Here is a 20488-nt window from a genome sequence, read left to right as displayed (position 1 = left end):
ACGGGCTTCCGGATACGACGATAGCTTGTCCGCAAGGTAACACAATTACCCATTTATCCGACAAACCTAACATCATGTTATTTCTTCCGCCCGCGCGCCGGCGCAGCCCTGCCGTTGCCCGGCACGGTCCTGCTGTTGCCGCCCGGCACGGCCTTGCCGTTGCCGCGGGACGGCTCGACGGCGCGCATCTCGGCCCGCAGCGCCTCGATGAAGGATTCGGCGTGGAGCGACAGCGGTGCGCCGCGCTTGACCGCGATGTAGGTATCGAACCGCGTCGGCTCGACGATCTTCAGCAGCTCGATCCCGGGATAGCCGCCATGGGCCACCGTGAACTGGTCGATGATGGCGATGCCGAGCCCCGCCTTCACCAGCGCGCAGACCGTGGTGCCGAAGCGGGCGCGGATGGTGATGTTGTAGTCGAGCCGGTTGCGCGCGAAGATCTCGGCCATGATCCGGCCGTAGGGATCGTTGGGATCGATGCCGATCAGCGGATAACGGGTGATCTCGGCGGCCGAGACCTGCTTGCGACCGGCGAGCTCATGGCCCGGCGGCACGATGCAGTACAGCTCGCCTGAGGCGAGCGGCATGAAGTCGAGCGCGGAATGCTCCAGGCGGTAGCTCATCGCCACGCACTCGCCGCGGCCGAGCATGAGATAGTCGATGGCCTCCTCGAGCTTGAGGATGTTGATGTCGATGCCGAGATCGGGATAGCGGCGCCGCACGCGCTCGATCGCGCGCGGCACCATCACCTGCGAGATGCTGGGCACCGAGCCGATCCGCAGCTCGGAGAGGCCGCCACGCCCGATCTTGGAGATGATCTCGGAGAGATCGTCGACCTTCTTGTAGACACCGTTGATCTGCTCGAAAATGTTCTCGGCTTCCGGGGTTGGGAAATAGCGGCCGTTCTGGCGCTGGAAGAAGCGGATGCCGAGCGAGCGTTCGGTGTATTTGACGAGGCGGCTGATGCCGGGCGCCGAGACGTTGAGCAGCTTGGCCGCGCCGCCGATGGTGCCCGTCACCATCACGGCGCGGATCACTTCAACCTGGCGCAGCGTCATCATCTCTGGATGTCCCGGAACGTTCTCGCGGGATCATCTCACGGAAGCGGCGCTGCCATCCAGCGGCAATATGTCAGGAATGGAAGTGGCCGTATTTCGGAATCAAGATCTGGCAGACCACGCCGGTCGGCCGGTATTCGAGCTTGGTGCCGCCGTTGGGCCCGCTGCCGAGGCTGCGCGAGATCAGGGTCTGGCCGAAGCCCGACACCGTCGGCGGGGTCACCAGGGGGCCGTCGCGCTCCTCCCACTCGATCTGCAGGGCGCCGTCGTCGAGCAGGCCGATCCGCCGCACCGACAGCTTGCCGGCCCGCGTCGACAGCGCGCCGTATTTCACCGCGTTGGTGGTCAGCTCGTGGAATACGAGCCCGAGCGAGACGGCCGTCTTGGAATCGACGGAGATGTCCAGCCCTTCGAGCGTGATCCGGCCGCTGGAGAGCGTCGCATAGGGCGCCAGCTCGACGCTCAGCACGTCCTTGATCTCAAGGTTCTCCCAGGACGCATTCGACAGCAGCGTGTGGGTCGCCGCCAGCGCCTGGATGCGGCCGGAGAAGGATTTCTGGAAGTCCTCGATCGTGCGCTCGTGGGACGCGGTGCGCGCGGAGATCGCCAGCACCATGGCCAGCGTGTTCTTGACGCGGTGATCGAGCTCGCCCATCAGCAGGGTCTGGCGGCGCTCGGCGGCCTTGCGCTGCGACAGGTTGATCAGCGTCACCACGCAGCCCTGCGTCCGCTCGCCGGACACGACGAGCGGTGCCGCGCTGATCATGACGTCGGTGACGTTGACCGCCGATGTCTTCACGGCGGCTTCGAGTCCCTGCACCGGGGTGCCGCCGGCAGCCATCGCGACGATGTCGCCGCCGGACATCAACTCGGACGCATCGGCGAAGGTCAGCTCGATCGCCTCTTCGAAAGGCTTGCCGATCGGAGCTTCGGCGCAAATCCGCTCGGCCGCGGCGTTGATGTGGGTGACCCGGCCGGAGCGGTCGCAGACGATGACGGCCTCATTGGCGGATGCGAGCACGGACCGCGCCAGGCGCTCCGACTCCTTGGCGGCGGCGATCTGCTCGCGCTCGCTGATGTCCGTGAAGGTGATCGCGACGCCGCTGACGACGCCGAAATCGATCGGAGCGCCGGTGAGCAGGAAGCTGCGGTCGCTGTCGCCGACGCGAACGTGGATTTCGGCGGATTGCCGATCCCGCAGCGCCTGCGTCAGCAGCCGGCGGAACGTGGTCTGGTTGACGGCGTCGAGCATGCCGAGCAGCGCATGCCCGGAGAGTGCGCCGGCCGGCCGGTCCAGCAATGTGCACAGCGCCTGATTGGCGTAGAGCAATTGCCCCTCGGCGTCCAACGCGGCCGCGCCGATGTCCATCGCCTCCATGAAGGTGCGGTAGGAGTGGCCGTCACCCTGGAGCGTGAAGACCTGTTCGGTGGCTCCGCCCTTGATGACGACGGCGTCGATCTCGCCCTCGCGAATGGCCCGGAGCGTCTCCTCGGCTTCGTACAGCCGAGCCTCGAGCTCGTCCCGGGTCAACGCAGATGCGAGCGATACCACCGTCATCATTCCTCAACCGACAGATGAACTAGAACTTTCTGGGTGTCGGAAAGGTCCCCGATGATCTTGCGAATGGGGACAGGAAGCTCTTTCACCAGCGTCGGGATCGCGACGATGCCGTGCTCCCGGGCGAGCTGCGGCTGCTTCTTGAGATCGACCACCTCGACCCGGTACTTGCCGGCGAGGTGCTCGGAGCAGATCTTTTCGAGATTGCGGATCGCGGCGAGCGATTTCGGCGTCTCGCCTGCGACGTAGAGGACGAGCTTTACGGGCTCGTTGCTTGATGCGGTCATGGCTCAGTCCTGCTTGGTCTTGCCGTCGGGGAGGTCCAGCCCCCGTCCGCGCGCCATGGCGGCGGCGTCTTCCCGGCTCTGTTCGAGATAAACGTCCTCTGCGCTGACGAGCCGTTTGAGCTCGGCCTCGTCGGCGTCGATATCGGCCCTGAGCGCCTCGATCTGCGCGAGCGCGCGGCGGCGGCGCTGGGTGACCTGGTCCTGCACGCGGGCGACCTCGGCAAGCCGATTGCCCTCGGCGCGGCGCGCCCGCGCCTCCTCGTTGCGCCGGGACGACCCGGTCAATGCGCCGCCTTCGCCGAGATAGGGTTCGAGCAGGTGGATGCCTTCGTCCGACATCACGAATTCGCGGACCTGGTTGGAATGGGAGATGCCGCGCGCCTTCAGCAGGTAAAGTTCGCGGTTGAACTCGCCGTTGGCCTCGCGGTTGAGCAGGAGGATCCAGCCATCCATCAACGACGACAGGCCGGCGTCGGTTTCGGCCTGCTGGATGTGGGCGAGATGGGTGAACACCGCGGTGATGCCGTTGGATTTGAGGGAGTCGACGATGCGCAGCAACATCGCCTGCACCTCGGCGAGGTCGGCCGCGCCGGTGAAGGCGGAGATCGGATCGAGCACGACCAGATGCGGCTTGAATCTGTTGATCTCGCGCAGGATGATCGCAAGGTGCATCTCCAGCGAGTAGAAGGTCGGGCGCGTCGCGAGATAACGCAGCTGCCCGTTCTTCAGCCATTTGGAGAGATCGGTGCCGATCGACCTCATGTTGCGAACGGTCTGCGCCTCGGACTCCTCGAAGGAGAGATAGAGCGCGCGCTCGCCGCGCCTGCAGGCGGCGTCCGCCATCATGCAGGCGAGCGAGCTCTTGCCGGACCCGGCGACGCCGGTGAGCAGGATGCTGCTGCCGCGGTAGAAGCCGCCGCCGGTCAGCATGGCGTCGAGGTCGGGCACGCCGGTCGAGATGCGCTCGTCGAAGACCTTGTGGCCGAGGCCGAGCGAGGAGACCGGCAGCACCGAGAAGCCGTCCTCGTCGATCAGGAACGGATATTCGTTGGTGCCGTGTGCGGTGCCGCGATATTTGACGATGCGCAGGCGCCGCGTCGAGATCTGGTTGTCGACGCGATGATCGAGCAGGATGACGCAATCGGAGACGTATTCCTCGAGGCCCTGGCGGGTCAGGCTGCCGTCGCCGCGCTCGCCGGTGATGACCGCGGTGAGACCCTTCTGCTTGAGCCAGTCGAACAGGCGACGGATTTCGGCGCGCAGGATCGCGGGATTGGAGAATGCCGAGAACAGGCTTTCGATCGTGTCGAGCACGATGCGCTTGGCGCCGATCTGGTCCACCGCGTATTCGAGCCGCAGGAACAGAGCCTCCAGATCATAGTCGCCGATCTCGGCCACTTCCGAGGGATCGATGGCGATGTGCTCGATGAGGATCTTCGACTGGTCGATCAGCCCCTCCAGGTCGAAGCCGAGCGATTCCACGTTGGCGATGATGTCGACGGGGCGCTCCTCGAAAGTCACGAAGACCCCGGGCTCGTTGTGAAGCCGCGCGCCGTTGAAGAGGAATGTCGATGCGAACAATGTCTTGCCGCAGCCGGCCGAGCCGCAGACCAGGGAGGGCCGTCCGGTGGGAAGGCCTCCGAGTGTCAGATCGTCGAAGCCTTCGATGCCGGTTGCTGATTTCGTGATGCCGTCAGTCATGCCCAGTCCTGGTTCCGGGCATTTTTTAAGCAAAGAATGGCGGGCCGCCTAGAGGGGAGCCTCTGCAATTTTGTCGCTTCTGCCCAGGAACAAACGCCGCTGCTCCGGGTTGGCGCGCTTCGTCTGAACTGATCGCAGCCGGGCTGGCAGTATCCGGCCAAGCTGACAGCTTACGGACAGTCGATCCACGCCCGCGCGGGCGCAGCCCATTCGCGCATCGGCTTCGTGATCGCGCCTCCGTTCACTTGTGAACATACGGCCTTGCTGCGCCCGGGCATAAGCCGCGACGGCGAAGCTGCCGCGGGTCGGTGACGAGATGAACGAGTTCGAAGGCCGCATGCAAACCATACTGGATGCGGCGCTTGATGCGGCCTTCAGTCACGTCCGGCATGGCGGCGATCACGAGAGCAGGAAGCTCATCGCCGCACGGCTGATGGAAGCGGCGCGCTCCGGTACGACGGCTCTGGATGAATTGACGTCCCTGGGCCGCAATGCGCTCACCGATCTCGGACATGGATCGTCGGATTGAGGTCGGGCTGGGCTGCGATTCCATCCGTCGGATGGACGCGTGCCCCAAGGGCAGGATGACTGACGGCTTCCGTTGAAATCGATTAACTATGTGCGCGTGTTTGATGGACGGGGCATGCGGAGTCGCTCGCGCTGACGGCACTCACGCATCACGCGACGCACTCAGCTCGCCGGGCCCTCCGGCAAGAGACTGTCGGCCAGCTCCTCACGCTCGCTCTGCAACACCTGGCGCGCGAACTCGATGATCTTCTGCTTGTTGCCGGTTTCGCTGACGGCGAAGAACACGCGGTTCAATTCCAGGCCGAGCACGCTGTTGAGAGCGATGTCCTCGTCTTCCATCGTTGGTTTCCCGCTTCGGACGCGTTCAGGTGTAACGTGACGCCAATTCTGCCACAAGTAGTTTAAATCTTCAGGCCAGATCGGCACCGGGAAACTACGGTCGCGGCCAGTTTGAGGCAGCCCCCGATTACGTGCTATAGAGGTGGTGTGGGTCAGGAAATGCACCGATGTCCGTCGTAGACTATGGCCGGGAGGCGCTCGACTTCATCGAGAGCCTGAGTACCTATCGCAAGGTGCCCGACGCCATGCTCGCGCTTGAAACGGCGTTCGGTCGCTTCGGCTTCGAAACCATCATCGTGACGGGATTGCCGAATCCGGATCAGCGGTTTGCACAGATGGTGCTGGCCAAGCGCTGGCCGGCGGGTTGGTTCAGCCTCTACACCGAGAACAATTACGATCGCTACGATCCCGTGGTGCGGCTGTGCCGCCAGTCGGTCAATCCGTTCGAATGGTCGGAAGCGCCCTACGACGCCGAGCTCGAGCCGAACGCGGCCGAGGTGATGAACCGCGCCAGCGATTTCCGCATGTCGCGCGGCTTCATCGTGCCGATCCACGGGCTCACCGGCTACGAGGCCGCGGTGTCGCTCGGCGGCGTTCATCTCGATCTCAATCCCCGCAGCAAGCCGGCATTGCACCTGATGGCGATGTACGGCTTCGACCACATTCGCCGCCTGCTCCAGCCGACGCCTTATCCGTCGACGCGTCTGACCCCGCGCGAGCGCGAGGTGATCTCCTGGGCTTCGCAAGGCAAGTCGGCCTGGGAGATCGGCGAGATCCTGCACATCACGCAGCGCACGGCCGAAGAGCATCTTGCAACCGCCGCGCGCAAGCTCGGCGCCGTCAACCGTACGCATGCGGTCGCGCTCGCGATCCGGAGCAAGATCATCGCACCTTAAGCGATGTACTGGGAAATTTCCCAATATCGAACCCCGATGTTTTCGCAGACCCTGCTCCCATTGAGGCTGAATGGGGGTTTTTATGATTCACGCAATTTCTGCGGTAAATCGTCACCTTTATGAAGACGTGATCGAGCAGCATTTCCGGTTGCGCCACGACGTCTTTGTCGAGGAACGGCAGTGGGAGGCGCTGCGCAAGCCGGATTGCCGCGAGATCGATTCCTACGACGATGAGGACACCGTCTACTTGCTTGCGCTGGAAGGACGGCGGGTCATCGGTGGTCACCGGCTCTATCCCACGACGAAACCGTCGATGATGAGCGAGGTGTTCCCGCATCTGGCATCGGTTCGCGGCTGGCCTTCGGATCCCCTGATCTGGGAATGGTCGCGCTACTTCGTCGTGCGTGATCGCCGCGACGGCGCGCTCAATCTGCAACTGATGGCGGCGGTGCAGGAGTTCTGCCTCGACCAGGGCATCGCGCAGGTCAGCGCGATCATGGAGACCTGGTGGTTGCCGCGCTTCCACGAGGCCGGCTTCATCGTGACCCCGCTCGGGCTTCCGGCGCTGGTGGAGAACGCATGGACCATGGCGGCCACCATCGACATTCGTCGCGAGACGGTCGACGCCCTGCACAATCGTATCGGCATGGCTTCGGTCGTGCGTCAGGACGGCCCGCATCTGGACGCCGTCGCCCGTGCCAACCTTTGCGGCGCTGTCGCCGCGCAACGAAAGAGTGCCTGAGATGTCGAACATGATGCGGGACAGCCAGATCATGGCGCAGACCAGGGACGAGAATCTCGGCTATATGTCCGACATGGCGCTCGAGCTGGCACAAATGGCGGAAGACACCGGATTGGCGACGCTCGCCTATCTGTTCCGGATGGCGGCGCTGGAGGCCTCGACGGCCAACAACGTGCTCACCGAGCCGGACGAGCTCGCCCAGCAGATGACGTCGCACTAGACGCCTCGCTCGCTCCGATAGGTTGCAACACCCTCCTCCCGGCAACGGGGGGAGGGTGATCGCATATGAGCATGCAACACAGGTCGTCTTGGCCGGGACGAGCCCGGCTACGACGCGGTGGTGCTGTGGGTGTCCCCAAAACCTCGAATGCGTGGTCCCTAAGACCACGGCCAGATCATGCTCAGTTGGGTGCGGCAGGTTGCCCCATGCCGTGCGGCAGCGTTTTTGCATTGCGAGCCGCGTCTTGATCGCATGCACCCGCATGCAACAAAGTGCATGTTTGGTGTCGAATCGCTCTTGCCTCGGAACGATACTGCCATTACCCATTTTTCCGCCTTGATGAGGCAGGGGGAGCTCTTTCACTGATGGCGACATGGTTCGAACATCGGCGCGACGCTGCGTGCGCCTGAAAGAGTCTTGATGCTGCTCGTTGTCGAACAGTTCTTGAACGGATTGCAGTTCGGCCTGCTGCTGTTCCTGCTCGCCGCCGGCCTGACGCTGGTGTTCGGGATCATGGATTTCGTCAACCTCGCGCACGGCTCGCTCTACATGATGGGCGCCTATTTCGCGGCTACCTTCGCCGCCTGGACCGGCAGCTTCTTAGCTGGCGCGCTGCTGGCGCTTGGCGCCACATTGATCCTCGGTATCGTGCTGGAGATGAGTGCGCTGCGGCATCTCTATGGCCGCGACCATCTCGACCACGTGCTCGCGACCTTCGGCCTGATCCTGTTCTTCAACGAGGCCGTGCGGCTGATCTGGGGCCCGGCCGGCCTTGCGCTGCCGCTGCCGGCCTGGCTCACGGTGCCGGTGCCGATCCTGCCCGGCATTCACTATCCCGCTTATCGGCTCGCTATCATCGCGGTCGCGCTATCGGTAGCGCTCCTGCTCTATCTCGGCGTGATGCGTACCCGCATCGGCATGCTGATCCGCGCCGGCGCCTCCAACCGCGAAATGATCGGCGCGCTCGGCATCAACATCAAGCTGCTCTACACGCTGGTGTTCGGCCTCGGCGCCGCGCTCGCCGGCCTTGCCGGCCTGATGCAGGCGCCGATCCTCACCGTGCAGATCGGCATGGGCGAGAACATCCTGATCCTCGCCTTCGTCATCATCGTGATCGGCGGCATCGGCTCGATCCGCGGCGCCTTCCTCGCCGCGATCTTCGTCGGCATGATCGACACGCTCGGTCGCGCCTTCCTGCCGAATCTGCTGCGACAGGTGCTCAGCGGCGCCGCTGCCTCCACCGCCGCGCCCGCGCTGTCCTCCATGCTGATCTACCTCTTGATGGCGATCGTGCTGGTGGTGCGGCCGGAGGGGCTGTTTCCGGCCAACCGTCGATGAAGAGCTTGAGCGTGAGCAAGGCCGTCACGGCCGTGATGCTGGCGGGCCTGGTGCTGCTGCCGCTTTACTCGCAATTGTCGGGCAATATCTTCATCCTGACGCTGTTCACCCGCATCGTCATCCTGGCGCTGGCGGCGGCGAGCCTGAACCTCATCATGGGCTTCGGCGGCATGATGAGCTTCGGCCATGCCGCCTATCTCGGCATCGGCGGCTACGCCGTCGGCATGCTGGCGCAGGAAGGCGTCGGCAGCGGCTTCATCCAGTTTCCGGTCGCACTGGCGGCCTCCGCCACCTACGCGCTGGTGATCGGCGCGCTTTCGCTTCGCACCCGCGGCGTCTATTTCATCATGATCACGCTGGCCTTTGCGCAGATGGCCTATTACGTCGCCTCGGGGCTCGCGCGTTACGGCGGCGATGACGGCCTCACCGTCTACAAGCGCAGCGACTTCTCCGGGCTGATCAATCTCGGCAACCGCACGCAGTTCTACTATCTCTGTCTTGCCTGCCTGCTCGGCGTCGTCTTCCTGATCTGGCGCATCGTCAATTCGCGCTTCGGCCTCGTCGTGCAGGGCCTGCGCTCCAACGAACAGCGCATGCAGGCGATCGGCTTTCCCGCAAAACGCTATCAGCTCGTCTGCTTCGTCATCTCGGGCACCATGTGCGGCCTCGCCGGCGCGCTGCTCGCCAACAACACCGATTTCGTCAGCCCGGCCGTGATGTACTGGACGCGCTCGGGCGACCTCATGGTGATGGTCATCCTCGGCGGCATGGGCACGCTGTTCGGCCCGATCGTGGGCGCGGTGGTGTTCCTGCTGCTGGAAGAATTCCTGTCGCAGATCACCGAATATTGGGCGCTGATCATGGGCCCGCTGCTGTTGCTGATCGTGCTGTTCGGCCGCGGAGGCATCATGGGCATGCTGGGGAGGGTTGGCCGTGGCTGAGCCCTTGCTCCGTGTCGAAAAGCTGGTGCGCCGCTTCGGCGGCATCATCGCGACGGACAACGTCTCCCTCGACGTCGCCAGCGGCGAGCTGCATGCCATCATCGGCCCGAACGGGGCCGGCAAGACCACGCTGATCAGCCAGCTCACCGGGCATCTGGCGCCGCATTCCGGCAGCGTCTCGCTCGGCGGGCTCGATATCACCTATCTGCCAGCCTATCGCCGCTGCGCGCTGGGCCTTGCCCGCTCGTTCCAGATCACCTCCCTGTTGCTCGACTTCACCGCCGCCGACAATGTCGCGCTGGCGGCGCAGGCGCATGCCGGCACCTCGTTCCGCTTCTTCGCCAATGCGCGGAAAGAGAAGGGTCTGCGCGATGCCGCGCGTGCCGCGCTCGAGCGCGTCGGGCTCGCCCATCGCGCCGATGTCCTGGTTTCGAGACTCAGCCATGGCGAGCGGCGCCAGATCGAGCTTGCGGTGGCGCTTGCCAGCAAGCCGAAACTGCTGCTGCTCGACGAGCCCATGGCCGGTCTCGGCGTCACCGAATCGCAAGGCATGGTGAAGCTGCTCCAGGAGCTGCGGAAGGAAGTCTCGATCGTGCTGGTCGAGCACGACATGCCCGCGGTGTTCGCGCTGGCCGACCGCATCTCGGTGCTGGTCTATGGCCGCGTCATCGCGTCCGGCGATCCCGCCGCGATCCGCGCCAACGAGGACGTCAAGCGCGCCTATCTCGGCGATCAGCATGTGGTGACGCATCATGGCTGACACGCTGCTCGACGTCGACGGCATCGAGACCTGCTACGGCCTGTCCCAGGTGCTGTTCGGCTTGTCTCTATCCATCAAGCCGGGCGAGATGGTCTCGCTGATGGGCCGCAACGGCATGGGCAAGACCACGACCATCCGCTCGATCATGGGCCTGACGCCGGCGCGCGCGGGCGCGATCCGCTTTGCGGGCACCGAGGTGCGGCAGCTGCCGTCCTACCGGATTGCAAAGCTCGGCGTCGGCCTCGTCCCCGAGGGACGCCAGATTTTCCCGAACCTCACCGTGCGTGAGAACCTGGTCGCGGCTGCCGCCGATCGCTTCGACAGTCCCAATCCCTGGACGCTGGCGGCGATCTACGTGATGTTTCCGCGCCTCGCCGAACGCGCCGCCAACATGGGCAACCAGCTTTCCGGCGGCGAGCAGCAGATGCTCGCGATCGGCCGCGCGCTGATGACCAATCCGAAGCTCCTGATTCTCGATGAAGCCACCGAGGGCCTCGCACCGCTGATCCGCGAAGAAATCTGGAGCTGCCTCTCTCTGCTCAAGAGCCGGGGGCAGTCGATCCTGGTCGTCGACAAGAACGTCGACCATCTCGCCCGCATCTGCGACCGCCACTTCATTATCGAGCGCGGCAAGACGGTTTGGAGCGGCACCTCCGACGAGCTGTTGGCCGAGCCGGATCTGCAGCACAAATATCTCGGCATCTGACAAGCGTCCCGGCGCGTCGTCCGCGAAGACGTTCTTTGAGCAAATCCAGATTCGAAACCCTCCAAATCCGGTGGAGAGGTCTTGAGCTCATCGCTGCCGGCGGCCAAGGTACGCTGTGCAAGCGGGTGCGATGCGGGACTTTTTCGATCAAATTGTCGGACGACCTCACGACGACATCGGTTCCGCTCCGCCCGGCGATTCAACATCGGCCCAATGGCTGGATTTTCCGGGCTGCGTGTTCGTCAGAGGCGCGTTTCGAGCCGATGGCGACGGCGCGATCATTGCGCCGGGCCTGTTCATCTCCGTGGCGTGGGATGACGGCGCGGGCCGCAGCGTTCTGACGCGCGCCGGCAGTGGACGGCAGATGACGGCGATCGCTGTTCGCGAAGCCCTCGCAATGGGATGCGCGCCGCGCTGTAGCGATCGTGCTGCCATCGGCCTTGCGCTTCCCCGGACCTCCATCGATGAACTTGGGCTCGGCGATGAGTTCCGAGCGCTGTTTGGAAGCGATGAGGCCGGCGCGGCCACCGTCACTTTGGCGACATCCCCGCGCATCGAGGCCGTCGCGGCCGAAATGCTTTCGCCGCCGATTAGTGGACGCGCCGCGCAATTGCTGCTGTCCGCGCACGCTGCCGAGATCGTCGTCCATACCCTGTTCAGCGAGCGCGGCCCGATTGCGATCGACCCGGCGGCGGACCTGCAGCGGATGCGGCTGCAGTCGGTCAAGGAGCGGATGGACGCCGATCTCGCCTGGCCCTGGAGCATCGAGGAGCTGGCACGGAACGCTGGGCTGAGCCGCCGGTCGTTCAACCAGAAATTCCAGATCGCTTATGGCGAGAGCGCGATCGACTATCTGAGGGGCCGGCGGCTCGACGCTGCGCGCGCCCTTTTGATTCACCAGCGCCTGTCCGTCACCGAGGCCGCCTATCGGGTCGGCTATGCGCACCCGGCGAATTTCGCAACCGCCTTCCGCAGGCGTTTCGGCCATGCGCCGAGCCGGTGTCAGTAGCCGGGCTGCGAAGCTGCGACGATGTGCGCAATCTCGAAGGCCTCCACGTGGGATCAAAGGTGATTTGCCCGGCCGCAAAGGCGGTGCGCGCCTCGATCTGATTACTCCCGGGTCTGCTTGAAGACAGAATTCGGGGAAGATGATGAGGCGTGACGAGGGACGGACGTTCGGCTGGGAACGGGTGGTGAAGGCTGGTCTTGGGGCCGCCGGTCTGGGGATGGCCCTGCACGCGACGCCTTCGGCCGCGCAGGTCGCCGGGACCGGTTCCGGAACGACGGCCGGAACGCTGCCCCCCGTCACGGTGGAGGCACCGAAGCAGGCGAGGCGTGCCCAGTCGGCTCAGCGCACGTCCCAATCGCAGCGCGGCCGCGTCACCGCGCAGCGCAATCTGGAGGGCGGGCAGGGCCGCAATTCGGACGCGCGCGAAGCGGGGGCCGGGCGCGGCAACGTCTCGAGCGAGAACAGCTATGTCGCGAACAGCAGCTCGGCGGGCACCAAGACCAGCACGCCGCTGCTGGAGACGCCGCAGTCGATCTCGGTCGTGACGCGCAAGGAGCTCAACGATCGCGCCGTGCAGTCCCTGACGGAAGCGGTCGGCTACGAACCGGGCGTCCGCGTCGATGCGTCGGGCTACGATCCGCGCTTCGACGCCTTCTCGATTCGCGGCTTCGACGTCACCTATAACGGCGTCTATCTCGACGGCCTGCGTCTCGTCGGTGCCGGCCTCGGCGTGTTCAAGACCGAGCCCTACGGCGTCGACAGCATCACCGTTGTGCGTGGGCCGAGCTCGGCACTCTATGGCCTCGGCTCGCCCGGCGGATTGGTCGACCTGCAGAGCAAGCTGCCGACCAGCCAGCCCTTCCACGAGGTGCAGACGGTGTTCGGCGACCGCGAGCGCATCCAGGGCAATTTCGATTTCTCGGGGCCGGTCGATCCCAACGGCCAGTTCTCCTATCGGCTGACCGGCGTCGTGCGCGATGCCGACGTGTTCGTGCCGGGCGGCAAGGACAATCGCACCTACATCGCTCCCGCCGTCACCTGGAAGCCCGACCAATCGACGACCCTCACCGTTCTCGGCGCCTATCAGAAATCGAAGACGCCGGGCTCGATGTTCACCTATTCCACGGGCACGGGGACGACCACGGACATCTTCACCGGCAGCCCGTCCTACAATTCGCTCGATCAGGAGCAGGGACGGGTCGGCTATCTGTTCGAGCATGCGTTCAACAACGCCGTGACCGTGCGCCAGAAATTCCGCTACGTCGATCTCGATGCCGTCACCCGCTATGTCGGCTTTCTCGGCGCGCCCGTCGGCAATGTGGTCTCGCGCTATACCGGCTACGTCCACGACACGCTGCAATCGGCCATCATGGACAATCAGGTCGAGGCCAAGCTTTCCACCGGCCCGGTGCAGCACACGCTGCTGGTCGGCACCGACTACACCTCGTCGAAGTTCACCGACAAGCAGGGGTTTGGCTTCGGTGTCTCCGATCTCAATCTGGCCGCGCCGGTCTATGCGCCGGAAGCCATCCCCGATCCAGCGATCTCGTCCTCGATCCAGCAGCGGCAGACCCAGTCCGGCGTCTACATCCAGGACCAGGCCAGGCTTGACCGCTGGATCCTCACCCTCAGCGGCCGCAGCGACTGGGTCCGCTCCGCGGGCGAGGATTTGTTCGCGCTGACCAGGCAGACGCAGTCCGATCAGGCCTATAGCGGCCGCGCCGGGTTGACCTATGTGTTCGATTCCGGTGTCGCGCCCTACGTCGCCTATTCGACGTCGTTCTTCCCCAATCTCGGCGTCGATCCCACCGGCGCCTTCTTCAAGCCGACCACCGGCAAGCAGACCGAGATCGGCGTCAAATATCAGCCGCCGGGAACGCGGAGCTTCGTCACCGCTGCGGTGTTCGACCTGACGCAGGATGGCGGACTGGTGACGACCGGCACGGGCGTGACGGTCCAGCGCGGCGAGATCCAGAGCCGCGGCTTCGAATTGCAGGGGCTTGCCAGCCTCGGCGGCGGCTTCGACATCAACGCGTCCTACACCTATCTCGACATGGTGACCAAGCAGGCCGCGGACAGCACGACGATCGGCAAGTTTCCGTCCGGCAATCCTCCGCACACCGCGACACTGTGGGGTAATTACGCCCTGCCGCTGGCCGGCCCGTTCGCAGGTCTCAGCATCGGCACCGGCGTGCGCCACATGTCCTGGAGCTATGGCGACGACGCCAACACGTTCAGGAACAGCTCGGTGACCCTGGTCGACGCGGCGCTGAAATATGATTTCAGCCAGGCGGCGAAGGAGCTGAAGGGGATGACGTTCCAGGTCAACGCCAAGAACCTGTTCAATCTGCACTACACCACGTGCCAGGTCGGCTATTGCTACCGCGGCGCTCCGCTCACCGTCATCGCGACGCTCGGCTATCGCTGGTGAGCCAGCTCGGATCATTCACAAAGCGGTCGTCATGCCCGGGCTTGTCCCGGGCATCCACGTTCTTCATGCCGCGATGCAAGGCGTGGATGGCCGGGACAAGCCCGGCCATGACGGTGTGCCCCGCTCAGAACACCTCGAAATATTCGCGGTGCTCCCAATCCGTCACCTCGCTCAGGAAGCGATCGATCTCGGCGTTCTTGATGTGGGTGTAATAGTCGACGAACTCCGCCCCGAGCTTTTCGCGGAAGAACGGATCGTCCTTCAGCGCGCCGACCGCATCGCGCAAGCTCTTCGGCAGCAGCGGCGCCTTGGTCTCGTAGGGCGTGTCGGCGGACGGGCCGGGATCGAGCTTGCGGTCGACGCCGTCGAGCCCTGAGAGAATCTGCGAGGCCATGTAGAGATAGGGATTGGCGGCGGGCTCGCCGATGCGGTTCTCCAGGCGCGTTGCGGCGTCACCCGGGCCACCGAGCACGCGGATCATCACGCCGCGATTGTCGCGGCCCCAGATCGCGCGGTCCGGCGCCAGCGAGTAGGAGCGGTAGCGCTTGTAGCCGTTGATGGTCGGGGTGGTGAACACAGTGGAGGCGCGGGCGTGGTCGAGCAGGCCGGCGAGCCAGGCCTTGCCGAACGCGCTGAGCGGCTCGCTGCCGTCCTTCGTCATGAACTGGTTCTCACCGCTCGCGCGCGAGACGATCGACTGATGCAAGTGCCAGCCGCTAGCGAACACGTTCGGCAATTTCGGCCGGCACATGAAGGTGGCGTGATAGCCGTGCCGGCGCGCGATCTGCTTCACGGCGCTGCGGAACAGCACCATGTTATCGGCGGGCTCCAGGCCCTTCTTCGGCGCGAAGGTGAATTCGCACTGGCTCGGACCGAACTCGACCTCGACCGAGCGCAAGGGAAGTCCGAGCGCGACGATGTCGCGGCGCAGGATTTCCAGCACCGGCTCCATCTGATCGAAGCGCTGCTCGGTGAGATATTGGTAGCCGTGGCTGAGCAGGCTCACCGAGGGCGGCGTGCCCGGCTGTCCCGCGTCCTCGGGCCGCATATGCGCATCGTCGAGCTTGAAGATGTGGAATTCGACCTCGAGGCCGGCGACGAACTCATGGCCGCGGCTTGCGAGCTCGCCCAGCACTTGGCGATAGAGCGAGCGCGTCGCGAACGGCACCGGGCGACCGTCGCTGAAATACAGGTCGCACAGCACCCAGCCCGTCGCCGGCGCCCAGGGCAGCACATGGAAGGTGGCGGGATCAGCGACCATCAGCACGTCGGCCGCGCCCTCCATCTCCTTCATGCCGAAGCCGCCGCCGGCGATGAACACCGGAAACACCGTGCGGTGCGAGGTGTCTTTCGCGAGCATGGTGGTGGTGATGGAGCAACCGCTCTCCAGCGAGGCGATCGCCTCCGAGGCGATGATGGTCTTGCCGCGCAGGATGCCGTGCTGGTCGGGGAAGGCGAGGCGGATGACCTCGAGATTCTTCTCCTCGACGATGCGGCGCATCCGCGCCGCTGCGTCCTTCTGCTCATCCGACCACAGCGCATGACGCGCGACGAAAGTCACTGTGTTGCTCCTTTAGCCCACACGGTCATCGCCCGCGAAGGCGGGCGATCCAGTATTCCAGAGACGGCGACGTATCCACGAGAGACTGCGGCGTACTGGATGCCCCGCTTGCGCGGGGCATGACAGCGGAAAATGTGGAGCCGCCGTCGCGACCCACGCGCAGCGAATGGCATCCTCACTCCGCCGCCGTCAGCCGGTGCACGTTGTCCGCGATCTCCTTCGGCACCGGTGCGGTCCACGGCGCGCCGCGGCGGCGCTTGACGTCGACTTCCATCCAGTAAGTCTCCCAGCCACGCGTCGGCCCGATGCCGTCCATGGTCGCCGGGCCCTGGATGCTGCGCGCATTGGCCTCGTCGAGGAACAGCATCGGCTTCTCGCCGCCCTGGACCTTCTCGATCTCCTGCCGCAGCAGGCGGCGATATTGCACGATCGCCTTGTCGCTCGAACCGAGATGCTCCTTGGTGCGGTCCTGGATCGCGCCCATCGATTCCACCGCCCACTGGTCGTGGACGTTGATGTCGTTGCCCATGCCGGTATAGGTCGCGGTCTGCTGCTCGTGCGGATCGAAGCCGTAATCGTTGCCGCTGTTCTTGCGCGACTTGTAGTCGGGCAGCTCGTAGAGCTCGAGCCGCTGGTCGCGCATCTTCTGCTTGTCGACCGGGTTCGAATAGCTGGTGAAGATCGCGTACCAGTAGCAGTTCTCGTCATCGACAGGCACGTGCCACTGCGTGATCGTCATCTCCGTGCTCATGGGGATGACGAAGCCGTGCGGGAAAAGCTGGTTGGTGACGCGCACATGGGTGCGCTCCTCGTCGATCTCGCGCAGCGCGATCAGGCGAAGGCCGTATTCGGTGTGCTCGACATTGATGATCGGACGATCATATTCGCGCAGGATCTTCGTCATCGGCAAGTCGCTTCCCGCGGACGCGCCGCGAAACTGCTTGCCGTAAGCGGTCGACGTATCCTCGTCCTCGAAGAAGCGATGCAGGTACGAGGCATGCGCGGGATCGATGCCGACCTCCAGCGCCTGCAGCCAGTTGCAGGCCATGTGGCCCTTGAACGCGAAGGTGTGCGTGCCGGGCGCGACGAAGCAATCGAGCTCCGGAAATGCCGGCGGCTCACCTTCGCCGAGATAGGCCCAGAGGATGCCGCTCCTCTCGACCACGGGATAGGAGCGCTGCCGGATGTTCTGGCAGAGCTTCGAGTCCTTCGGCTCGGCCGGGGTCTCGATGCACTGGCCGGTGGCGTCGAACAGCCAGCCATGGAAGGCGCAGCGCAGGCCGCCATGTTCGAGCCGGCCGAAGGCAAGGTCGGCGCCGCGATGTGCGCAGTGGCGATCCATCAGGCCGTAGCGACCGGTCTCGTCGCGGAACAGCACCAGATTCTCGCTAAGCAAGCGCACCGGGCGGATCGGCCGCGCACCCTCGAGTTCATCCACCAGCGCCGCCGGCTGCCAGTAGCTCCGCATCAATTTCCCGCATGGATCTTTCGGCCCGGTGCGGGTGATCAGGTCGTTCTGCTCCTGGCTCATCATGGCAGTAGCATCCTTTGTGGAGTGGCGTTTGTTCGCCTATTGAACGAATGGGCGAATTATGACATGCCTTGGATCGGCAGCAAGCACTATTTTGCAGGATTGTCCCGTCACCATGCCCAAGCCTAAGCGGAGCGAGAGCGAGGAGCGCGCGACGGACTTCGTCGAGGCGCTCGACCGCGGCCTGCGCCTGCTGCAGTGCTTCGGCACCAACCCGGGACCGATGACGCTGAGCGACCTCGCGCGGGCCGCCGATCTGCCGCGCGCCACCGCCAGGCGCATGCTGTTCACGCTCCAGCGCGGCGGCTATGTCGCCGGCGATGGCAAGCTGTTCTCGCTGACGCCGCATGTGCTGACGCTGGCGGCGTCCTACCTGCGCTCCAACCAGCTCGTCGCGGTGCTCCAGCCCGTGCTCGATCGCGTCGCGACCGCGGCGAACGAAATCTCCTCGCTCGCCGTGCTCGATGGTGACGACGTCGTGTTCATCGCCCGAGGCAGCCCGGCACGCGTGTTCTCGGGCGGGTTGGAGATCGGTTATCGCCTGCCGTCCTTCTGCACCTCGGTCGGCCGCGCCATGCTCGGCCAGCTCGACGATGCCGCGCTTGCGGCGCGCCTGAAGGCGATGCCGCGCGAAGCGCTGACGCCGGAGACGATGACGGATCCGAAGGCGCTGCTTGCGCGCATCGCCGCCGACCGCGCGCAAGGCTATTCGCTGGTGGACCGCGAGGCCGAGCCGCATTTCCGCTCGATCTCGGTTCCCGTGCGCCGTTACGACAATGTGATCGTCGCCGCCATCAACATGGGTGCGCATGTCGACCGCGTGCCGGCGCAGGAATTGATCGAGCGATTCCTGCCATTGCTGCGCGAAGGCGCGGACTCCGTGCGCTCGCAATTGCTGTAGGGCGCCTTGTAGCCCGGGTGAGCGAAGCGATACCCGGGAGCGTCCTTGCCACCCGGATGTCGCTCCGCTCATCCGGGCTACGCGCGCCGCAATGCGCTGCTGCCCGCGCGCACAGGTCGCGGTGCACACCCGGGCCTGCTGTGTCAAAAGGCGAAAATGCCGCATGACACACCTCTGATTGCCACCATCGTCGTTGGACTTGGATTAGCCTTCGTACTTGGAACCATCGCGCAGCGGTTCCGCATTCCGCCGCTGGTCGGCTATCTCCTCGCCGGTGTTGCGGTGGGGCCGTTCACGCCGGGCTTCGTCGCCGACCAGGCGCTCGCCATCGAGCTGTCGGAGCTCGGTATCATCCTGCTGATGTTCGGCGTCGGCCTGCATTTCTCGCTGCAGGATCTGCTCAGCGTCCGCAACATCGCGGTACCCGGCGCCGTCGTTCAGATCGCCGCGGCGACGCTGATGGGGCTCGGCCTTGCATGGCTGATGGGCTGGGGCATGAGTGCCGGCCTGGTATTTGGCCTCGCCCTGTCGGTCGCGAGCACGGTGGTGCTGCTCCGCGCGCTGCAGGAGCGGCGCCTGATGGAAACCGATCGCGGCCGCATCGCCGTCGGCTGGCTGATCGTCGAGGACCTCGCGATGGTGCTCGTGCTGGTGCTGTTCCCCGCGATCGCCAGCCTGCAGGGCGGCGGCGACGGCAAGCCCGCCTTCGAGCCGCTGGCCGCGCAGCTCGGCCTTGGCCTCGCCGGCGTCGTGATGCTGACCATCGTCAAGATCGTCGTGTTCATCGGCCTGATGCTCGTGGTCGGCCGCCGGGTGATCCCCTGGATCCTGCACTACATCGCGCATACCGGCTCGCGCGAATTGTTCCGCCTCGCCGTGCTGGCGATCGCGCTGTGCGTCGCCTTCGGCGCGACGAAGCTGTTCGACGTCTCGCTGGCGCTGGGCGCGTTCTTCGCCGGCATGATGTTGCGGGAATCGCCGCTCAGCGCGCGGGCCGCGCAGGAATCGCTGCCGCTGCGCGATGCCTTCGCCGTGCTGTTCTTCGTCTCGGTCGGCATGATGTTCGACCCGATGAGCGTGGTCCGCGAGCCGTGGCCGCTGCTGGCGACGCTCGTGATCATCATGCTCGGCAAGTCGGTCGCGGCATTCCTGATCGTGGTGCTGTTCCGGCATCCGGTCGCGACCGCGCTGACGATCTCGGCGAGCCTGTCGCAGATCGGCGAGTTCTCCTTCATCCTGGCCGAGCTCGGCGTCGCGTCGCAGATCCTGCCGCGCGAGGGCCGCGACCTCATCATGGCCGGTGCGATCCTCTCCATCATGCTCAACCCGCTGATGTTCGCGGCGGCGACCTGGCTCGCACCCCGCCTCGATGCAAGGCGCGATTCGCCGCAAGCCACGGCGGCCGCTGTGCCCGAGCCCATCCGCACCACTGACCTGGCCGACCACACCATCGTGATCGGCTATGGCCGCGTCGGCGCGCTGGTCGGCGATGCCCTGCAGCAGCGCCAATGGCCGTTCCTCGTCGCCGAGGTCGGCGAGAGCGCGTTGGCGAAGCTGAAGCAGGGCGGCATCGAGACCGTCACGGGCAATGCCGCGCAGCCGGATATCCTCGGCGCCACCAATCCGGCGCGGGCCCGGCATCTGGTGATCGCGATCCCTGAGGCGTTCGAGGCCGGACAGATCGTGCAGCAGGCGCGCGCGGCCAACCCTGATATCCGCATCATCGCGCGGGCGCATGCGGATGCCGAGGTGGATCATTTGAAGGGCTTGGGGGCCGACGTCGTCATCATGGGCGAGCGGGAGATCGCGCGCGGCATGATCGAGGAGCTGGAGAGGAGAGTTCCGGATGCTGCTCAGCAAGATTCCCGCACCCTCGCGGTCGGGGCGTCATGACCGGTTTGCAAATTGACCGGCCTGCAAATTTCGTAGTCCGGGTGAGCGAAGCGATACCCGGGAAAGTCCTCACGAGGAATCCCGGATG

Annotated in this window: 19 protein-coding genes; 12 read left to right on the top strand and 7 right to left on the bottom strand. The window is 65.2% G+C overall.

Annotation, left to right across the window (positions count from 1 at the left end; translation table 11 throughout):
• Positions 1-77: 77 nt before the first annotated feature.
• The 4 genes from QRQ56_RS38280 to kaiC all read right to left on the bottom strand — a co-directional run bounded on the left by QRQ56_RS38280 (position 78) and on the right by kaiC (position 4604).
• Positions 78-1061 carry a LysR family transcriptional regulator gene (locus tag QRQ56_RS38280; RefSeq protein ID WP_438746938.1) on the bottom strand — a complete coding sequence of 328 codons (984 nt, stop codon included), beginning with the start codon at positions 1059-1061 and terminating at the stop codon, positions 78-80.
• A 70-nt stretch (positions 1062-1131) separates the two neighbouring features.
• Positions 1132-2610 carry a sensor histidine kinase gene (locus QRQ56_RS38275; protein WP_438746937.1) on the bottom strand — a complete coding sequence of 493 codons (1479 nt, stop codon included), beginning with the start codon at positions 2608-2610 and terminating at the stop codon, positions 1132-1134.
• Positions 2611-2615: 5 nt separating this feature from the next.
• Positions 2616-2903 (bottom strand): circadian clock KaiB family protein, encoded by a 288-nt coding sequence (locus QRQ56_RS38270; RefSeq protein WP_438746936.1) that lies wholly within the window; start codon positions 2901-2903, stop codon positions 2616-2618.
• A 3-nt stretch (positions 2904-2906) separates the two neighbouring features.
• On the bottom strand, positions 2907-4604 hold the full coding sequence (kaiC, locus tag QRQ56_RS38265) for a circadian clock protein KaiC (protein WP_438746935.1): 1698 nt from the start codon (positions 4602-4604) through the stop codon (positions 2907-2909).
• Positions 4605-4920: 316 nt separating this feature from the next.
• On the opposite strand from kaiC, the gene QRQ56_RS38260 reads away from it, so the two are divergent.
• Complete coding sequence (locus QRQ56_RS38260) at positions 4921-5133, top strand: hypothetical protein (RefSeq protein ID WP_438746934.1); 213 nt, start codon at positions 4921-4923, stop codon at positions 5131-5133.
• A gap of 161 nt (positions 5134-5294) precedes the next feature.
• Here QRQ56_RS38260 and QRQ56_RS38255 read toward each other — a convergent pair whose 3' ends face one another.
• On the bottom strand, positions 5295-5471 hold the full coding sequence (locus tag QRQ56_RS38255; protein WP_438746932.1) for a hypothetical protein: 177 nt from the start codon (positions 5469-5471) through the stop codon (positions 5295-5297).
• Positions 5472-5638: 167 nt separating this feature from the next.
• Between QRQ56_RS38255 and QRQ56_RS38250 the strand changes: the two genes are divergently transcribed.
• The 9 genes from QRQ56_RS38250 to QRQ56_RS38210 all read left to right on the top strand — a co-directional run bounded on the left by QRQ56_RS38250 (position 5639) and on the right by QRQ56_RS38210 (position 14514).
• The gene (locus QRQ56_RS38250) at positions 5639-6367 is read left to right on the top strand and encodes a LuxR family transcriptional regulator (protein ID WP_438746931.1); all 729 of its coding nucleotides are present in this window, start codon (positions 5639-5641) and stop codon (positions 6365-6367) included.
• A gap of 82 nt (positions 6368-6449) precedes the next feature.
• The gene (locus QRQ56_RS38245; protein ID WP_438746930.1) at positions 6450-7109 is read left to right on the top strand and encodes an acyl-homoserine-lactone synthase; all 660 of its coding nucleotides are present in this window, start codon (positions 6450-6452) and stop codon (positions 7107-7109) included.
• A gap of 1 nt (position 7110) precedes the next feature.
• Positions 7111-7329 carry a hypothetical protein gene (locus QRQ56_RS38240; RefSeq protein ID WP_438746929.1) on the top strand — a complete coding sequence of 73 codons (219 nt, stop codon included), beginning with the start codon at positions 7111-7113 and terminating at the stop codon, positions 7327-7329.
• Between the two features lie 420 nt (positions 7330-7749).
• On the top strand, positions 7750-8667 hold the full coding sequence (locus QRQ56_RS38235) for a branched-chain amino acid ABC transporter permease (protein ID WP_438746927.1): 918 nt from the start codon (positions 7750-7752) through the stop codon (positions 8665-8667).
• Positions 8664-9608, top strand: coding sequence for a branched-chain amino acid ABC transporter permease (locus QRQ56_RS38230; RefSeq protein WP_438746926.1), 945 nt, complete (start codon positions 8664-8666; stop codon positions 9606-9608). Before QRQ56_RS38235 ends, QRQ56_RS38230 begins: the two co-directional genes overlap by 4 nt.
• Positions 9601-10368 (top strand): ABC transporter ATP-binding protein, encoded by a 768-nt coding sequence (locus QRQ56_RS38225; protein WP_438746925.1) that lies wholly within the window; start codon positions 9601-9603, stop codon positions 10366-10368. The genes QRQ56_RS38230 and QRQ56_RS38225 overlap by 8 nt, the downstream gene beginning before the upstream one ends.
• On the top strand, positions 10361-11074 hold the full coding sequence (locus QRQ56_RS38220) for an ABC transporter ATP-binding protein (protein WP_438746924.1): 714 nt from the start codon (positions 10361-10363) through the stop codon (positions 11072-11074). The genes QRQ56_RS38225 and QRQ56_RS38220 overlap by 8 nt, the downstream gene beginning before the upstream one ends.
• Positions 11075-11189: 115 nt before the next feature.
• Positions 11190-12083 (top strand): helix-turn-helix transcriptional regulator, encoded by an 894-nt coding sequence (locus QRQ56_RS38215; RefSeq protein ID WP_438746923.1) that lies wholly within the window; start codon positions 11190-11192, stop codon positions 12081-12083.
• Between the two features lie 139 nt (positions 12084-12222).
• Positions 12223-14514, top strand: coding sequence for a TonB-dependent siderophore receptor (locus tag QRQ56_RS38210; protein ID WP_438746922.1), 2292 nt, complete (start codon positions 12223-12225; stop codon positions 14512-14514).
• 124 nt (positions 14515-14638) lie between these two features.
• On the opposite strand, the gene QRQ56_RS38205 is transcribed toward QRQ56_RS38210, so the two are convergent.
• Together QRQ56_RS38205 and QRQ56_RS38200 are read right to left on the bottom strand one after the other, a co-directional pair.
• The gene (locus QRQ56_RS38205; RefSeq protein ID WP_438746921.1) at positions 14639-16075 is read right to left on the bottom strand and encodes a glutamine synthetase family protein; all 1437 of its coding nucleotides are present in this window, start codon (positions 16073-16075) and stop codon (positions 14639-14641) included.
• Positions 16076-16250: 175 nt separating this feature from the next.
• On the bottom strand, positions 16251-17609 hold the full coding sequence (locus tag QRQ56_RS38200) for an aromatic ring-hydroxylating dioxygenase subunit alpha (RefSeq protein ID WP_438746920.1): 1359 nt from the start codon (positions 17607-17609) through the stop codon (positions 16251-16253).
• Positions 17610-17721: 112 nt separating this feature from the next.
• Here QRQ56_RS38200 and QRQ56_RS38195 point away from each other — a divergent pair, with 112 nt between their 5' ends.
• Together QRQ56_RS38195 and ybaL are read left to right on the top strand one after the other, a co-directional pair.
• Positions 17722-18507 carry an IclR family transcriptional regulator domain-containing protein gene (locus tag QRQ56_RS38195; protein ID WP_438746919.1) on the top strand — a complete coding sequence of 262 codons (786 nt, stop codon included), beginning with the start codon at positions 17722-17724 and terminating at the stop codon, positions 18505-18507.
• A 156-nt stretch (positions 18508-18663) separates the two neighbouring features.
• Entirely contained in the window at positions 18664-20400 is a 1737-nt protein-coding gene (gene ybaL, locus QRQ56_RS38190; RefSeq protein ID WP_438746917.1) for a YbaL family putative K(+) efflux transporter, read from the top strand.
• Positions 20401-20488: the final 88 nt, after the last annotated feature.

The organism is Bradyrhizobium sp. U531 (assembly GCF_051710265.1).
In the GTDB taxonomy this organism is placed as follows: Bacteria; Pseudomonadota; Alphaproteobacteria; order Rhizobiales; family Xanthobacteraceae; genus Bradyrhizobium.
Note: the sequence above shows the minus strand (reverse complement) of the source record. Positions and strands in the feature narration are given on the sequence as shown.

Excerpts from the sequence above, each read along its gene's own strand:
- QRQ56_RS38280 (WP_438746938.1), bottom strand. The coding sequence starts at position 1,061 with ATGATGACGCTGCGCCAGGTTGAAGTGATCCGCGCCGTGATGGTGACG.
- QRQ56_RS38270 (WP_438746936.1), bottom strand. The coding sequence starts at position 2,903 with ATGACCGCATCAAGCAACGAGCCCGTAAAGCTCGTCCTCTACGTCGCA.
- kaiC (WP_438746935.1), bottom strand. The coding sequence starts at position 4,604 with ATGACTGACGGCATCACGAAATCAGCAACCGGCATCGAAGGCTTCGAC.
- QRQ56_RS38260 (WP_438746934.1), top strand. The coding sequence starts at position 4,921 with ATGAACGAGTTCGAAGGCCGCATGCAAACCATACTGGATGCGGCGCTT.
- QRQ56_RS38255 (WP_438746932.1), bottom strand. The coding sequence starts at position 5,471 with ATGGAAGACGAGGACATCGCTCTCAACAGCGTGCTCGGCCTGGAATTG.
- QRQ56_RS38250 (WP_438746931.1), top strand. The coding sequence starts at position 5,639 with ATGTCCGTCGTAGACTATGGCCGGGAGGCGCTCGACTTCATCGAGAGC.
- QRQ56_RS38245 (WP_438746930.1), top strand. The coding sequence starts at position 6,450 with ATGATTCACGCAATTTCTGCGGTAAATCGTCACCTTTATGAAGACGTG.
- QRQ56_RS38240 (WP_438746929.1), top strand. The coding sequence starts at position 7,111 with ATGTCGAACATGATGCGGGACAGCCAGATCATGGCGCAGACCAGGGAC.
- QRQ56_RS38235 (WP_438746927.1), top strand. The coding sequence starts at position 7,750 with ATGCTGCTCGTTGTCGAACAGTTCTTGAACGGATTGCAGTTCGGCCTG.
- QRQ56_RS38230 (WP_438746926.1), top strand. The coding sequence starts at position 8,664 with ATGAAGAGCTTGAGCGTGAGCAAGGCCGTCACGGCCGTGATGCTGGCG.
- QRQ56_RS38220 (WP_438746924.1), top strand. The coding sequence starts at position 10,361 with ATGGCTGACACGCTGCTCGACGTCGACGGCATCGAGACCTGCTACGGC.
- QRQ56_RS38210 (WP_438746922.1), top strand. The coding sequence starts at position 12,223 with ATGATGAGGCGTGACGAGGGACGGACGTTCGGCTGGGAACGGGTGGTG.
- QRQ56_RS38200 (WP_438746920.1), bottom strand. The coding sequence starts at position 17,609 with ATGATGAGCCAGGAGCAGAACGACCTGATCACCCGCACCGGGCCGAAA.
- QRQ56_RS38195 (WP_438746919.1), top strand. The coding sequence starts at position 17,722 with ATGCCCAAGCCTAAGCGGAGCGAGAGCGAGGAGCGCGCGACGGACTTC.
- ybaL (WP_438746917.1), top strand. The coding sequence starts at position 18,664 with ATGCCGCATGACACACCTCTGATTGCCACCATCGTCGTTGGACTTGGA.